This window comes from Pseudomonas sp. E102 (genome assembly GCF_052660185.1).
Genome location: NZ_CP084025.1, coordinates 1,603,139 through 1,618,597, shown reverse-complemented (window position 1 = coordinate 1,618,597; position 15,459 = coordinate 1,603,139). Strand labels below are relative to the sequence as shown.

At 60.7% G+C, this 15,459-nt stretch carries 16 protein-coding genes; 3 read left to right on the top strand and 13 right to left on the bottom strand.

The annotated features are described in order from the left end of the window. Positions 1-57 precede the first annotated feature (57 nt). The 3 genes from DOCECA_RS07520 to DOCECA_RS07510 form a co-directional block, all read right to left on the bottom strand. Entirely contained in the window at positions 58-495 is a 438-nt protein-coding gene (locus tag DOCECA_RS07520) for a DUF3995 domain-containing protein (RefSeq protein WP_420766592.1), read from the bottom strand. 136 nt (positions 496-631) lie between these two features. Next, on the bottom strand, positions 632-1,642 hold the full coding sequence (locus tag DOCECA_RS07515; RefSeq protein WP_445571686.1) for an ABC transporter substrate-binding protein: 1,011 nt from the start codon (positions 1,640-1,642) through the stop codon (positions 632-634). 183 nt (positions 1,643-1,825) lie between these two features. Beyond that, entirely contained in the window at positions 1,826-2,275 is a 450-nt protein-coding gene (locus tag DOCECA_RS07510) for a hypothetical protein (RefSeq protein ID WP_420766594.1), read from the bottom strand. A gap of 411 nt (positions 2,276-2,686) precedes the next feature. Between DOCECA_RS07510 and DOCECA_RS07505 the strand changes: the two genes are divergently transcribed. The 3 genes from DOCECA_RS07505 to DOCECA_RS07495 all read left to right on the top strand — a co-directional run bounded on the left by DOCECA_RS07505 (position 2,687) and on the right by DOCECA_RS07495 (position 3,601). Then, complete coding sequence (locus DOCECA_RS07505) at positions 2,687-2,944, top strand: hypothetical protein (protein WP_445571685.1); 258 nt, start codon at positions 2,687-2,689, stop codon at positions 2,942-2,944. Between the two features lie 99 nt (positions 2,945-3,043). Continuing rightward, positions 3,044-3,274, top strand: a complete 231-nt coding sequence (locus DOCECA_RS07500) for a hypothetical protein (RefSeq protein ID WP_420766596.1) — start codon at positions 3,044-3,046, stop codon at positions 3,272-3,274. A 90-nt stretch (positions 3,275-3,364) separates the two neighbouring features. Beyond that, the gene (locus DOCECA_RS07495) at positions 3,365-3,601 is read left to right on the top strand and encodes a DUF2789 family protein (protein ID WP_420766597.1); all 237 of its coding nucleotides are present in this window, start codon (positions 3,365-3,367) and stop codon (positions 3,599-3,601) included. 192 nt (positions 3,602-3,793) lie between these two features. Here DOCECA_RS07495 and DOCECA_RS07490 read toward each other — a convergent pair whose 3' ends face one another. The 10 genes from DOCECA_RS07490 to DOCECA_RS07445 form a co-directional block, all read right to left on the bottom strand. After that, positions 3,794-5,401: a methyl-accepting chemotaxis protein gene (locus DOCECA_RS07490; protein WP_445571684.1), complete on the bottom strand. Its 1,608-nt coding sequence runs from the start codon at positions 5,399-5,401 to the stop codon at positions 3,794-3,796. Positions 5,402-5,570: 169 nt separating this feature from the next. Then, positions 5,571-5,975 (bottom strand): TraR/DksA family transcriptional regulator, encoded by a 405-nt coding sequence (locus tag DOCECA_RS07485; protein ID WP_030141286.1) that lies wholly within the window; start codon positions 5,973-5,975, stop codon positions 5,571-5,573. A gap of 326 nt (positions 5,976-6,301) precedes the next feature. Then, entirely contained in the window at positions 6,302-7,324 is a 1,023-nt protein-coding gene (locus tag DOCECA_RS07480) for an ABC transporter permease (RefSeq protein WP_420766599.1), read from the bottom strand. Between the two features lie 88 nt (positions 7,325-7,412). Beyond that, the gene (locus DOCECA_RS07475; protein WP_434563689.1) at positions 7,413-8,966 is read right to left on the bottom strand and encodes a sugar ABC transporter ATP-binding protein; all 1,554 of its coding nucleotides are present in this window, start codon (positions 8,964-8,966) and stop codon (positions 7,413-7,415) included. A gap of 72 nt (positions 8,967-9,038) precedes the next feature. After that, on the bottom strand, positions 9,039-9,965 hold the full coding sequence (locus tag DOCECA_RS07470) for a sugar ABC transporter substrate-binding protein (protein ID WP_420766601.1): 927 nt from the start codon (positions 9,963-9,965) through the stop codon (positions 9,039-9,041). A gap of 53 nt (positions 9,966-10,018) precedes the next feature. Continuing rightward, positions 10,019-10,219 (bottom strand): hypothetical protein, encoded by a 201-nt coding sequence (locus tag DOCECA_RS07465; protein WP_420766602.1) that lies wholly within the window; start codon positions 10,217-10,219, stop codon positions 10,019-10,021. A 94-nt stretch (positions 10,220-10,313) separates the two neighbouring features. Beyond that, positions 10,314-11,366 (bottom strand): Gfo/Idh/MocA family protein, encoded by a 1,053-nt coding sequence (locus DOCECA_RS07460; protein ID WP_445571683.1) that lies wholly within the window; start codon positions 11,364-11,366, stop codon positions 10,314-10,316. Between the two features lie 153 nt (positions 11,367-11,519). After that, the gene (locus tag DOCECA_RS07455; RefSeq protein ID WP_445571682.1) at positions 11,520-12,530 is read right to left on the bottom strand and encodes a Gfo/Idh/MocA family protein; all 1,011 of its coding nucleotides are present in this window, start codon (positions 12,528-12,530) and stop codon (positions 11,520-11,522) included. 30 nt (positions 12,531-12,560) lie between these two features. Then, positions 12,561-14,492 carry a 3D-(3,5/4)-trihydroxycyclohexane-1,2-dione acylhydrolase (decyclizing) gene (gene iolD / locus DOCECA_RS07450; protein WP_445571681.1) on the bottom strand — a complete coding sequence of 644 codons (1,932 nt, stop codon included), beginning with the start codon at positions 14,490-14,492 and terminating at the stop codon, positions 12,561-12,563. A 97-nt stretch (positions 14,493-14,589) separates the two neighbouring features. Continuing rightward, positions 14,590-15,459, bottom strand: a complete 870-nt coding sequence (locus DOCECA_RS07445; RefSeq protein ID WP_434650807.1) for a TIM barrel protein — start codon at positions 15,457-15,459, stop codon at positions 14,590-14,592.

The window sequence follows — 15,459 nt, the reverse complement described above, 5'->3', positions numbered from 1 at the left end:
ATTGTTGTGGCGAGGGGATCTATCCCCTCGCCACAACGGCGTTCGCCTCTGGATTGCTCAAGCCCACGCCACCGTCAGCAACCCTGCCCCCAGCACGACACACAACGGCGAGTAGACCCAGGTATCGAGCCGGGCGAACGTCGACCCCTTGACCTCCTTGAAGAAGCCCACCAGGTTCGACTCGCCAATGGCCCGGGCAAACATCAACAGGGCAATCGCACTGATCAGCCATTGCAAGGCACGATGGGTCACGGGAGGCGCGATCAGGCCGACCCGCAGACACACCAGCACCGCAATCATCAGCAGCGCCAGCGCCACCAACAGCGTCAGCCATCCCGACGGGTTGAACGCCGGTTGCAGTGTGCCGCCCTGCTTCACCGGCACCTGCGGCACCACCGCCAGCGCCGCCCACTGCCCGCCCAGGGCCCAATACAAATGAATCAAGCTGATGGTCGCAAACACCGCGACCAGCGACCGAGCCAATACAAGCGTCATTCGCCAGCCTCCTGAAAAAGGTTGAACAATCATCCTAGCTGGAATCTGGCATTTCGCTGGACGGGCGCAGGTTGCCGGATTCCAGTGAATGACGACTTGCCCAGGATCAACTGTTCAATTGACTGGCCTTAACGCGCTACAGCCCCGCGGTCACCTTGTCGGCAACCTCCTTGGGTAACCAGGCCTGCCAAACCTCGGGGTGAGCCTTGAGGAAGGCTTCGGCGGCCTCGCGGGAGGGCGTGCGTTTCTCACTCATATTGGCCAGGGCCTTGTTCAGCGGGTCGATCGGCAGGTCGACCTTGCTGAAGAACTCGGCAATGTCCGGGTGTTGTTTCTGGAACGGTACGGACACGCCAATGGACAACTTCGAAGCCAGGGACCGCGTCGGCCTGGGGTTGGGGTTGTCGGCATCGGTCAGGGTTTTCCAGGCCTCGGCATCGAATGGCGGCTCTTGCAACTGCACCAGTTTGAAACGCCCGAGCAGCGGCGTGGGCGACCAGTAGTAGAACAGGATCGGCTTGCCACGGCGAATCGACGAAGTGATCTCGGCATCGAGCGCGGCCCCTGAGCCGCTGCGAAAGTTCACATAGCTGTCGGAAAGACCGTAGGCCTTGAGCTTTTGCTTGTTGACCACCTCGGAAGTCCAACCGATGGGACTGTTGAGGAAGCGTCCCTTGCTGGGGCTTTCCGGGTCCTTGAACACGTGCTTGTAGCGCGCAAGGTCCTCGACGCTGCGCAAGTCCGGCGCCAGGGGCTTGATGCCCTTGGCAGGGTCGCCCTTGATGACGTATTCCGGCACCCACCAGCCTTCGGTCGCGCCCTTGACCGTATCGCCCAGGGCAACCACCTTGCCTTCGGCCTCGGCCTTGACCCACACCGGACTGCGACCTGCCCACTCCTCGCCGATCACTTGGATATCGTTATTGGCCAGGGCGGTTTCCAGGGTAATGGTGGTGCCCGGCAACGTGTCCGTCGGCAACCCGTAGCCCTTTTCGACAATGACCCTCAGGATGTCGGTGATCAGGCTGCCGCTTTCCCAGTTCAGGTCGGCAAAGTGGATCGGCGTCGATGCAGCGGATGCCGGAAGGGGTGAAACCAACACAGCGAGGGTGGCCCAGGCAGCCAGCCACTGTCGAACTCGTTTCATGTTTGATACCTCATGCCGGATGCAGCAATAGCCGAACGGCGTGCGAAGCGAACGCAAGCCTGTGACTAGTTCAGTCAATTGACTGTAGCCAAGGTTCCAGCAGGAGCGTTTTAAAACTGTTACGAGTATAAAAAGAACAAAGGACATCAACCCGATTCGTCATCCAAGGATGAAAGCCGCTTCCTACTCGCTGGCCTTGAATGTCACAAGTTCACCCTTGCGCCATTTGGCAGCCTTGGCGGTGACTGCTTTCAACGTCTTGGTCAAACCTTCCTGCAACTGTTCGTTGGCGGCCAATACGGTCACTACGCTGTGCCCTTCCTTGAACAGGATGGCGTGGCCCTCGGCGGTCGTGACGAACGCGTAGTCACCCAGGCCATAGACCGTCAACTTGATTTCACGAAACCGGATTTCAAACTTGCCTCCCTCGCGACTGGGAAGTACCGCCGCGCGAAAATGGTCGCCAACCTTGAGTTCCAGCCGGGGTTTGTCATCGACGACCAATGCCGACTCGGTGTCGATTTCGGCAATATAGATACCTTCGGCGGTCTGCTCGGTGATATAGACAAACCGTGACTGGAATTGCTTGACCAGTTTTGCCCGCAGGTCGCCCAGTACAAATAACGCATGCATGTCGAGATTACTTACTGCCAAGGAAACATCCCCATCTTTAAACGGCCCACTCTTTGAGAATGGACCACGAGAACCCGCACGGCCCCATGGGCCTGTCATTGAATTCGAAAGTGAACGGTGCGCCCTGACCCAGGGCGGGAGAAGACTAAAGGATCGCTACTCTCGCCGTCTTTCCCGGCGGTCGTCAGAGGCTGAAGGAAAACACCACTCTGAGCATCGGAAAAGGTGGGACTACTAACTTTAGGGAAATTTCTCACTTAGAAAAGCATTTTTCTGACATCGAGGCCAAAAAAAATTGCTTTAGATAGGCGCAACCGTACACACGGTGCTGCCGATTCTAGAGCAGCCGCTGACGCGCAGACTACTTAAAACAGCCGGCAATCCGTCGGTAACCATAGAAAAGGAATTCACATGGCTACGTTTCCAACCCTGATCCGCCCCGCCATCTCATGTGTCGCCCTGGCGCAAGAAGCCACTCATGACGACGGTTACGCACCGATTGCGTTGATCCAGCCCAGATACCGGGTCGTTCTTGCCGGCAAGTGTTTTTTTCATATCGAAGAAACCTCTACCGGGCGCGTAAGAGGTTTCCGCGCCGACCATAACGAAGCCTGCTATCTCGCCCGCACCCTCGAACAGAACCCTTCAACGGCAGGCGCCATGACTTAACTCAGCCGCCGACCGGCAACTGCTGCCATACTGCCTGCCCAGCGAGCGTCTCCATCGGCGACGCTCGTACAACAATATGACTTGAAGGGAAGGCGCGACGTGACGGAACTAGACATCGGCGATTTTTTCATCCGCGGCGAAGCCAGAGAGGTAGAAGGCGAATTCCAAGCGGTCATCGTCATGCGCGCCAAAACCGCCGCCACTGCGGTCACCTATCACCAGGTAGAAAGGGATCGCTGGTTCAAGACGCCGGAACTTGCGGCCGAGGCCGCCAAGGAGTCAGCCCGGGCCCTGAAGCTCGCGGTGGACGAAGGTGCGCTGAAAGCCTGAAGCCAATCGAACTCCTGACGACTGCTCGCCTCAGATAGAGGGAAGCAACCGAGGCGCCATGACGGCGGTAGTCCAGAGGAGTCCTACAAAATGGAACAACCATCCCACGAACTCAGCACCCTGTTTGACCAACTTGGCCTGCCTTCGGACGGCAACGCCATCGATGATTTCATCATGGCGCACCCGCTGGATCCGAACACCAAGTTGGTCGATGCGCCTTTCTGGTCGAATCAGCAACAAGATCTGCTTCGCGAATGGCTGCTTGCCGACGGCGAAGAGGCGGTATTGGTGGATCAACTGAACGTACGCCTGCACGACGGTAAATAACCCCTACATGAGCCAATGACAGTTGAGTTTTTGTGGCGAGGGGATTTATCCCCGCTGGGCTGCAGAGCAGCCCCTCGAAAGACTGGAATGCAGCCCCCTGACGTACCGCAGCGATAGCTATTAGGGGCGCTGCGCACCCCAGCGGGGATAAATCCCCTCGCCACAGGTTAGTCATATCGCCGGTGATCAGACTCAGCGCGGCTTCTCGGGCTTATAGCCCAGCCGCAACCCACCCCAATGACGTCCCTTGAGCATGATTGGCACCGACAGGTCATGCATCAGCTCGCCCGTGTCCCGCGTATAGGTTTGCAGCAACACCGGCTGTTGATGACTGCCGCAGCGGATCCCGGTGCGATCGGAGAACTTGCGCTTGGTGCGATTGTTCAGCGTGTCCACTTGCGGATCGCCAGTCAACGGCTGGCAGAACGTATTGTTGTGAGTCGGCACGTAGCCCTGCTGAGTGCAGGCAATCGCGAAGACCAGCCCCTCATGCCGCGCCAGCAACGGTTCCTGGATCGCTGGCAGCACCTGATCGGTGTAGCGGTCGAAACGGGTCTGGAACTTCGCCGGATGGGTATTGGGGATCGGTTGGTAGCTGCGATCGAACAGATCCTCCAGGCTGACGCGCCCCTGGTCGATATCCGCCTCGAACTGTGCGGCAATCCGGCTTGCCCCTTCCCGCGCCAAGTCATAGACCCGCTGGTGATAATCGTCCAGGCCCACCTCGGCCAGGCGCTCGCTGATGGTCTCGGCCTGGCCTTCCATCTGCACAGCGGCCTCGGCCAGGCGCTGGGTCTGCTGGTCGCTGATCGCCAGGTCACCGCGCATTTGCTCGATCGCATGAAACAGGCTATCGAGTTGTCCACGGTTAGTGTCGGTACCCTGGGCGATAGCGCTGACCTGGGTTTCGACACCGGCTGCAAGCCGCGCGATGTTTTCCAGGTGCTGGCCGGTGTGCTCGACTTGCTGCACACCGCTGTCCAGGTCACCGGCCAATTGGCGGATCTGCTCGACGACTTGCGCGGTGCGCTGCTGGATATCCGCGACCATCACGCCGACCTCGCCGGTCGCCGCGGCAGTGCGCCCGGCCAGCCCACGCACCTCGTCGGCCACCACCGCAAACCCGCGACCATGTTCCCCGGCACGGGCCGCCTCGATCGCAGCGTTAAGGGCCAACAGGTTGGTCTGGCTGGCAATCGATTGAATCACCAGGGTCACCCGCTGGATTTCGTCGCTGCGCACGCTCAGCGCCTCGATGAGTTCGCGGCTTTCATTGGCGCGCTGACTGAGCTGATGCATGCGGCTGATGGATTCGACCAACTCGCTGCGCCCGGCGACACTGCTGCGATGGGCCTCGCTGGCCGCGCCCAGGGCCTGTTGACTGAGCTGCGAGGTGGCCTGCTCGGTCGCGATCATCGCTTCGGCGTTGCCAACGATCTGCGCCGCGGCCCCGAGCTGTGACTGGACCTTGCCCGCCAGCTGCTTGACCGAATAGGCAACGCCAGCGGCGGACAGTGCATTATGGCTGGTGGTGTAGGAAAGATCGCGGGTGAGCTCGGCCAGGCTGTCGCTTGCCGTCGGCACCGGTGTGCTGTTCAGCCGCGAGCGCAGGCGTGGCAACCAGACGATGAGCAGCGCCAGCGGCAACGCCAGGTACAACGACCAACCGCCCAAGGTCATGCCACACAGCAGCGAAACCAGCGCCAGGCTTTGCAGAGTCGGCGCAAGCCAGCGCGCTGTAACGCGCGCTACTGGCACCGAGGCCGACGCTGTCGCCGCCAGAGATCCTTCTGTCGCCATTTTCGTCACCCACTTTTCTCATTGTTATGGCCGCATTAAACGCCACTATCGAGCCATTATCCATGGTCCATTAGTCGTGTTTTCGGCAAAAAAACGAGAAGCGTGATGACCAAAAAGCAAAAAGACCGCAGCTTCGGATGAAGGGCTGCGATCTTTTTCGAAAACGGTATCAGGCCTGGCGCTGGTGCTTGTCGATCTGCTCGTGACGTTCCTGGGCTTCGATGCAGTATTTGGTGGTCGGACTGATCAACAGGCGCTTGAGGCCGATCGGCTCGCCGCTGTCGTCGCACCAGCCGAAGCTTTCGTCGTTGATACGGTCCAGGGCCTGCTCCAGTTGCGGCAGCATGCGCTGGTCGCGATCGATGGCGTTGACCAGCCAGGTGCGCTCTTCTTCTACGGAAGCTGCGTCCGCCGGGTCGGCCGGGCTGTCCAGGCTCTCAATGGCGATTCGGTTCTGTTCGATGCGCTCGTGGGTTTCGACTTTCATGTTCTGCAACAGCTTGGTGAAGTAAGCCAGTTGCTCGGCATTCATGTAGTCATCCGCCGGCATGGCCAGCAACTTTTCCTTTGTCATTGATTTCTCTATAAAAAAACGTGCATTAAGGCGAATTATGGAGCGTCCCGCATCAAGCAGCCACGCTCATCGGGAAGGCGCCGTTTATTCCAAGCGCCACCCGGCACTCAATTTACGAGGGGCGGCAGTCTAAGGCCGAGTCGGGGCGTCAGCAACCGAAAACATGGGGAAAATGTCCGACAACCGCTTCAAATGCTGTCTGACAGGCTTCTGCCGGCCGTCGGAGTGCGTTTATAACAAGAAATTCGCTGCGATGGCTGTATCAAGAAGACAAATGGCAACGCCACGCGGGTCAGGCGTGGCGCTTTGTCGCAACCTCAGGCATGTCAGCGTTTGAGTTTGCGCTTGTTGCGGTACTGATCGATCACCACCGCGACGACAATGATCAGACCCTTGATGATGTCCTGGATATAGGCATCGACACCGACAAAGGTAAAACCACTGGCCATTACCCCGAGGATCAGCGCACCGATCACCGTCCCGGTGATGCGCCCCACTCCACCGGCCAGGCTGGTGCCGCCAATGACCGCCGCGGCGATCGCGTCGAGCTCGTAAGACATGCCCATGCCGGCCTGCCCGGTCGCCGCCCGCGCCGAGGCCACGACGCCGGCCAAGCCCGCCAGCAGCCCGGCGATGCTGTAGACGATCACCAGGTGGCGCTTGACGTTGATGCCCGAGGTCCGCGCCGCCTGCATGTTGCCGCCGATGGCGTAGGTGTATTTACCGTACTTGGTGTAGCGCAAGGCGACGTGGAAGATCACCGCCACCACCAGGAAGATGATCACCGGCATAGCGCCATGACCGATGGCGGTGTACGAATCGGACAACATGCTCACCGGCTGGCCTTCGGTGTAATAACGCGCCAAGCCGCGGGCCGAGACCATCATGCCGAGGGTGGCGATAAAAGGCGGGATGCCGGTAACGGCGATGATGCTGCCGTTGATCGCCCCCGCCAGCAGCCCCACGCCGAGGCCCGCCACCACCGGTATCCACACGGGCAGGTCCGTCAGGGAAGGAAATACCGCCCGGGAAAAATCCGAAGTCTGGGCCAGGCTCGCGGCAATCATCGCCGACAACGCCAGCACCGAACCTGACGACAAGTCGATGCCGGTGGTGATGATCACCTGGGTCACGCCGATGGCCAGCAGGCCGATGATCGACACTTGCAGGATCATCAGCACCAGGCGCTGGGAGTTCATCAGGAAACTCTGGTCGCGCATGATCCAGCCGAACAGCTCGAACACCAGGCCGATGCCGATCAGCACCAGGAAAATGCTCAGTTCCGTGGGCAGCCGCCGACGCGTCCTGGCCGGTGCGGCGGCGGGTTTGTTTTCCAATATCGCGTTCATAGCCAATCACCTTTTTTATCTGTGGCGAGGAAGCTTGCTCCCTCGCCACGGGATTATTGCTCGACGTTATTGATTCGCCCGGCAGGCATCAGGACAGGCCCGACGCCAGTTGCATGACTCGTTCCTGGGTGGCTTCGCTGCGGTCGAGGGTGCCCATCAGGTCGCCTTCGTGCATCACCATGACGCGGTCGCTCATGCCCAGCACCTCAGGCAGCTCCGAAGAAATCATGATGACCGCCATGCCTTCGCTGGCGAGGTAGGCAATGAGTCGGTAGATCTCGGCCTTGGCGCCGACATCGATGCCGCGGGTCGGTTCGTCGAGGATCAGGATGCGCGGGTTGGTCATCAGCCAGCGGGCCAGCAAGGCCTTCTGCTGGTTACCGCCGGATAGAGTGTCGATGCACTGCTCCAGGGACGGTGTCTTGACCCGCAGCTTCTTGCACATGTCCTCGCACAAGGCGCGCAGGGCTTTTTGCTGGATGAAACCGTTGCCGACGTAATGGGGCAGCACGGCCATTTCCATGTTTTCCAGCACCGACAGGCAGGGGAACAAGCCGCTGAGCTTGCGATCCTCGGTCAACAGCGCGAAGCCCTTCTCGATCGCCATGTGCGGATCGCTGATGTGGACCGGCTGGCCGTCCAGCAGGATTTCGCCGCCAGTGGCAGGGGTGACGCCGAAAATCGCCTCGGCGACGTTGGTCCGGCCCGAGCCCATCAACCCGGCAATACCGAGGATTTCCCCGGCGTGCAGGTCGAACGACACCCCTTTGAAAATACCCGCCAGGCTCAAGTCCCGTACCGACAGGACCCGATCGCCGATAGGTTTGTCCCGCTCGGGGAACAATTGGCTCAACTCACGCCCGACCATCATCGAAATCAGGCTGTCGCCATCCATGCTGTCGGCCCGTTGCAGGCCGATGTAGGCGCCGTCGCGAAACACCGCCACTTCATCGGCGATGGCGAAGACTTCGTTCATTTTATGGGTGATGTAGATGATGCCCTTACCCTGGGCCTTGAGGTCGGCGATGATCGAGAACAAATGGGCGACTTCGGTCTCGGTGATGGCCGAAGTCGGTTCGTCCATGATCAGGATGTCGGAGTCATACGAGACGGCCTTGGCGATCTCCACCATCTGCCGTTCGGCAATGCTCAGGTTGCCCACCTGCTCCTCCGGGTCAAGCTTGATGCGCAAGCGCTCCAGCAACCGGGCGGTGCAGCGGTGCATTTCACCATGATCGATCATGTGCAGGCCGTTGAGCTGTTCGCGGCCGATCCAGATGTTTTCGGCGATGCTCATGTGGGGCATCAGGTTCAGTTCCTGGTGGATCATGGCGATCCCGGCCTGCAAGGCCGCCAGGGGGGTGTCGAAGGTCACCGGCTTGCCCCGCAGGCGCAGCTCGCCGGCGTCGGGCTGGTAGATGCCGGCGATGATCTTCATCAGCGTGGATTTGCCCGCACCGTTTTCCCCCATCAAGGCCAGCACCGAGCCGGGGCGTACCCGCAATTGCACGTCTGACAGGGCCACGACGCCAGGGAAGCCTTTGCTGACGTTGACGACCTCCAACAGGTACGGTTCGTCAGGTAATGCGTCCGGCCGGAACGTTGCCGCCGGGGCGCTCGAAGCAGTCGCTGATGCGAACATGGTGGGTACTCCCTGGGCAAGGTCGGCGCGGCGACCTTGCCTGTTTATTGTTGTGATGAAACAGGTGAAGCGTTACTTGAACTGATCGACGTTCTCCGGCGTGATCAAGCGATATGGCACCCAGACGGATTGCTCGACCGGCTGCTTCTTGACCATTTTCACCGCGGTATCGATCGAGCCGTCGGCTTGACCCTTGGCGTCCTGGAACACCGAGACCGCCATGTCGCCTTTCTTGATGGCGTTCAAGCCGTCCGGCGTGCCGTCGACCCCTGCGATCAACACGCTGCCCTTCTTGGCGCCCGTTTGCCTGAGGGCCATGGCGGCGCCAATGGCCATTTCATCGTTGTTGGACACCACGGCGTTGAACTCGCGGCCTTGGGTCAGCCAGTCATTGACCAGGGTCATGCCCTTGTCCCGGGACCACGTGCCCGTCTGCTCCTGCTCGATCTTGATGTCCGGGTACTTGGCGAGGACTTCCTTGACGCCCTTGGTGCGGTTGGTGGTGGAGTTGTTCGCCAAATCGCCCAGCAGGATCACGATCTCACCCTTGCCGCCCATCTTGTCGGCCAGGTACTGCATCTGCATGCGCCCGGCCTCAAGGTCATCCGAGGCCACGGTGACCACGCCTTCCGGCAGTTTCGGGTCGTCCGGACGGCGGTTGACGTACACCAGCGGAATGCCGGCGGCCACGGCGGCCTTGGTGATGCGTTGGGTCGCGGCGGTGTCCACCGGGTTGACGATGAGCGCGTCGACCTTCTGGCTGATGAAGCTTTCTACCTGACTCAATTGCTTGACCACGTCGCTGCGCGCATCTTCGAACTGCAACGTGACGCCGTCCGGCAGGGCCTTGGCTTTCTTGTCCATGGACTCGCGCAGGTAGGTCAACCAGGTGTCATCGAACTGGGACATGCTGACGCCGATCTTCAGGTCCGCCAGGGCAGCGCCGCTGGCAAACATCAATGACAGGGCCAGCGAGGCAATACGGGTCTTGGTGTTCATGAACGTTCTTTCTCCACTTTTTTGTTGGTCTTATGGATAAGGCGTAACGGACTTCAGGAACGTGGTAAACGCACGATCGGTGCGCCGGGCATGCAGCACACCACGGCGCCCCTGCGCTGGATGCACAGGGCTTCGAACAAGGGAAGGATTGCGGACAGGCGCAAGGACAATGGCAGGTGAAACGCAGAGCGGTTGAAGGTTTTCATCGACGGTACCTGGCTGTGTTTCTTGTTTTTGTTTCGTCCTTCGTCCATTCAGGGCGAGCCTGGATAAACGCGGACAGGGTTGTCGGTAACCTGGAATCGACTTTATTGGAAAATATTTTCCATATCAACTCATTTTAGAATTTTATTCGTTTTTTATTCCATGTCCTACCGGCTCAGATAAACACACCACCTGTCCCTGCTCCGCGCTCTGTCTTGCCGCGTCCAGGAGGCGTGTGGTGGCCAGGGCATCGCGGGCCGCAACGGGCAGCGGGCCGTCGCCCTGCAACGCTGTCTGTAGACGCTGATAGAACGCGAGCCAGCAGCCCCGTTCCGAGGCTACCCGCTCGCGCTCGGCACCGTGTTCGAACCAGCCCCAGCGCCGATGTTCTTCCGTGCCCCAACGTTCGCCCTCGGTGGCGGGGCTCAGTCCCGCCAACGCCAGGGCCTCCTGACCATCGAGGCCTTCGACGGTATAGCAGCCTTCGCTGCCACTGACCCGAAACCTTGGGCGCGGAGCGCTTTGCAGGCAATTGCCGCTCAAGTGCGAGACCACACCGCTTGCGTGGACCAACGACATGAAAAAACCGTTGTCGTAGGCCTGGCCTGGCTGTCGATAATCCAGCTCGGCATACACCCGGGTCACCGGCCCGAACAATTGCAGCGCCTGGTCCACCAGATGGCTGCCCAAATCCCGCAGGAAGCCCCCGCCACTGGCTTTGCCCACCGAGGTCGGCGAGTAACGTTCGACGCTGGACTCAAAACGAATGACCTGCCCCAGGGCACCGGATGAAAGCAATTTGCGCACCGTCAGGAAATCCGAATCCCAGCGGCGGTTCTGGTACACGCTCAACGGTACGTTGCGTCGTTCGGCAGCCAACACCATCGCTTCGGCCTGCCCGGCATCAAGGGCGAATGGCTTGTCGCTGACCACCGCCACGCCGTGCTCGATGGCCTCCATCACAATGGCAGGGCGCGCTTGCAGCGGCGTGGACACCACCACCGCATCAACGCCGGCCGCCACCAGTTGCTCAAGACTATCGAAGGCCTGGACCCGCGGATGCTCGGTTGCCAATTGCTGGCGTCGCTCGGCGGAACGGGTCACCACCCCGACAAACGTAGCGCCCGGCAGGCTGCTGATGAGCGCCGCATGAAAAAACCGCCCGCCCTTGCCATAGCCCACTAGTCCGATTCGCATGAAAGCTCCTTATCTGGAAATAACGCCGGGCCCCTGTGGGAGCGAGCCTGCTCGCGAAAGCGGTGTGTCAACCAACATGAATATTGACTGGCCTGACGCCTTCGCGAGCAGGCTCGCTCCCACAATTGACTGCATTCCACAGAGGGAATGTGGTCAGCCGTAAAAGCGTGGCCGCTCCGGCAGCTCGACCTTGATGATCTGCCCACTCTGCTGCGCTTGGACACAGGCATCCGCCGCCACCGCCGCGGCGAAACCATCCCAGGCCGACGGCCCGCCTACTTGCCCGGCACGCACGCCGTCGATGAACGCCTGCAATTCGACGTCATAAGCGGCGATGAAGCGATCCTTCCAATCCATCAGGATGGCATTGGACAGCTTGGCGCCGCTGCGCAGTTGCACCTGGGACGGTTCCGGCAGCTTGGCGATGCCGGTCTCCCCCACCACTTCGCATTGGATGTCGTAACCGTACTGGCAGTTGACGAACACCTCGACGTCGACCCGCGTGCCCTTGGCGGTTTCCAGCAGAACGATCTGCGGGTCCCGCAGGTGGGCCAAAGCCTTGCTGCTCTTGCGCGGGAACACCACCTGTACCGACACATAGTCGTCGGCCAGCAGCCAACGCAGCACGTCCAGCTCATGGATCAGGGTATCGGTGATCGCCATGTCGGTCTTGTAGTTCTCCCCCACGCTCGGGTTGCGGTGGGCGCAATGCAGCATCAACGGCTCGCCAATCTGGCCGCTGTCGATCACCGATTTGAGCGCGCGGTAACCTTCATCGTAAGGGCGCATGAAGCCCACCTGCACCAGGCGCTTGCCGTGGGCCACTTCGGCGTCGACGATTTTGCGGCAGCCTTCGGCCGTGACCGCCAGGGGCTTTTCGCAGAACACCGGTTTGCCTGCCGCGATGGCCGCCAGCACGAACTCTTCATGGCTCGGCCCCCAGGAGGTGACGAGGATCGCCTCGACGTCCGGCGCCGCGATCAACGCGTGGCCGTCCGGATAGACCTCGGCGGTCAGTTTGAGGTCGGCCACCACTTTCGCCGCCTGGGCAAGGTTGATGTCAGTCACTGCCACCACCTGGCTGTTGAGCAAGGTCTGGCTGCAACGACGGATGTGGTCCTGGCCGATGGCCCCGGTGCCGATGACGCCCAGCTTCAAAGACATGTTGAACTCCTTATGTAGGTGTTGGCGCAATCAGTATTGACGGGCCTTGGCCAGTCGTTCGTTGAGGGTCTTGGCGACGGCATCGGTGCGGGCGCTGGTGGAGACCTGCGCCACGCCGACTCGCCACCAGGACAGGTATTTGTGGATCATGGTCTTGGGCAGGACCTTGATGTCGATCAGGGTCGAGACCGTCTGGCGCCGGGCGTCGGCCAATGCCGCATACAACTCGTCCAACGTCTTGACCGTGTAGGTCTTGCAGCCATAGGCCGCCGCGCTCATGGCGAAATCCACCGGCACAAAGCCGCCATCGAGCTTGCCCGTCTCGGGGTTGCGGAAGCGGAACTCGGTGCCGAAGCTGTCCATGCCGTGTTCCATTTGCAGGTTGTTGATGCAACCGAAGGTCATGTTGTCCAGCAGCACGATGTTGATCTTGCGCCGCTCCTGGATGGAGGTTGCGAGTTCCGAGTGCAGCATCATGTAGGAGCCGTCGCCCACCAGCGCGTAGACCTCTTTATCGGGCTCGGCGAGTTTCACCCCCAGGGCGGCATTCACCTCATAGCCCATGCATGAATAAGCGTATTCGACGTGGTAAGTATTCACGCCCTTGCTGCGCCAACTGCGCTGCAGGTCGCCGGGCAGGCTGCCGGCGGCGGCGACGATGATGGCGTCGTCCGCCAGGGTTTCGTTGAGGGTGCCAAGCACGCGACTTTGGGTCAGGCAGGACCCCGTGAGCTCGATGAATTCACGAAACACTGCGGGGTCCATGTGATCGTTGATTTCCGGGACGAAGTCCTGGGTCTGGAAATCTGCCTGGTAGATCCGGTCCACTTCGGCGTCGAGCTGGGCCTTGGCGTCGGCGATCTGCGCGCCCCATTCGGCACGGTAGTCCCCCAGCTTGTCGGCCAGCGCCTCCAGGCCCGAACGGGCGTCGGCCAGCAGTTGCACGCCATCGAGTTTCAGCGCATCGCACGGGCTGATGTTGAGGTTGAGAAATTGCACGTCGCAATGCTGAAACAGCCATTTCGACGCTGTGGTGAAATCGCTGTAGCGGGTGCCGATGCCGATGATCAGGTCCGCTTCCTTGGCCAGCAGGTTCGCCGCCAGGCAGCCGGTCTCGCCAACGCCACCGACATTCAGCGGGTGGCTGGAGACGATGGCGCTTTTTCCCGCCTGAGTCTCGGCAAAGGGAATCTCGAAGCGCTCGGCAAAGGCTTGCAATGCAGCATTGGCCCCGGAGTACTTCACCCCGCCACCGCAGATGATCAATGGCTTGCGCTTGCCCTTGAACAACGCCAGGGCATCGCCGAGCATCGCTTCGGTGGCTGGCCGGCGGTCGATGCGGTGCACGCGTTTCTGCAAAAAATAATCCGGGTAATCGTAGGCTTCGGCCTGGACGTCCTGGGGCAGCGCTAGGGTCACCGCGCCGGTCTCGGCCGGGTCGGTGAGCACGCGCATGGCCTGGATCGCGGCAGTCATCAATTGCTCGGGGCGGTTGATGCGATCCCAGTATTTGCTCACGGCCTTGAAGGCATCGTTGGTGCTGATGCTCAGGTCATGGAATTGCTCGATCTGTTGCAGCACCGGGTCCGGCTGACGACTGGCATAGACATCGCCAGGTAACAGCAGCAGCGGGATGCGATTGGCCGTCGCGGTGGCGGCGGCGGTCAGCATGTTCGCCGCGCCGGGACCAACCGACGAGGTACAGGCGTAGATTCTGCGCCGCAGATGCTGCTTGGCAAACCCGATGGCGGCATGAGCCATGCCTTGTTCGTTGCGGCCCTGATGAACCACTAGGTCGCCGCTGTCCTGCTCCAGCGCCTGGCCCAGGCCCAGCACGTTGCCATGGCCGAAAATGGTAAACACCCCGGCGACGAACTTGCTCTGGACGCCATCGACCTCGACGTACTGGTTATCGAGAAATTTCACCAGGGCCTGGGCCATGGTCAGTCTTGTTGTGGTCATGCTTGCACCTTTTTCAAACGCAACTCGGTCAACTGTGGGAGCGAGCTTGCTCGCGATAGCGGTGTGTCAGGCAACTCATGCATTGATTGGAGCGCCGTCATCGCGAGCAAGCTCGCTCCCACAGGGGTCCTCCATTGTTCGGGGAGCCGGCCCAGGAGCTTTGCAAGTGATTCATGCTCGCCCCCAATGCCTGGCGAATATCGGCCAACTCATGAACACTTTCGGCAAACGGCTCGAAGGACAGGTAACCGTCATAGCCGCCGCGGAGCAGCGCCTCGATCTGCCCGGCATTGCCGAGAATATCCCCCTCGCCCACCAGCACTCGGTGGCCGTCGCGAATGGTCGCCAGTGGCGCTTGGGCATCCTCGACCCCTGAGATGTGAACCAGCCCGGTCAATTCAGGGAAGAACTCCTGCTCGCCGGCCAGATGGTGATGGAAGGTGTCATGCACCAGGCGAAACACATCCAGCCCGTCGGTGGCCTTGATCGCTTCCACCGCCGTGCGCTTGCGGCGTAGCGAGCATTCTGCAAAACCCAAGGGTTCGATGAAACCGTAGATGCCGAAGGCGCGCAGGATCGGCGCAAGTTCACTTAAGGCAGTACGCAAACCCGCCGCTCGCTCGACCTCGCTGCGCGGATCGGCGCGATCGTTGAGCGGGCACATCACCAATCCCTCGGCGCCACACTCGCGGGCGTAATCGGCCAGGCGCACGGCCTGGGCACGGCGCTCTTCGTTCCACACATCGAACGGGTACAGGGCGTTGATGGACAGCACTTTGATGCCGCGCGCCTCGCACAACTCGCGGACATGGGCCGGCGGCATGCCGTCTTCGATCTCGACACCTTTGAGGTCATTGCGAATCTCGATGGCATCGGTCTTCAACGCCAGCGCCAGGTCGATGAAAGCAGGCAGCGACAGGCGCGGGGCAACCATTCGATTCAAGGCAAAACGCAGGGGCTTGTTCAT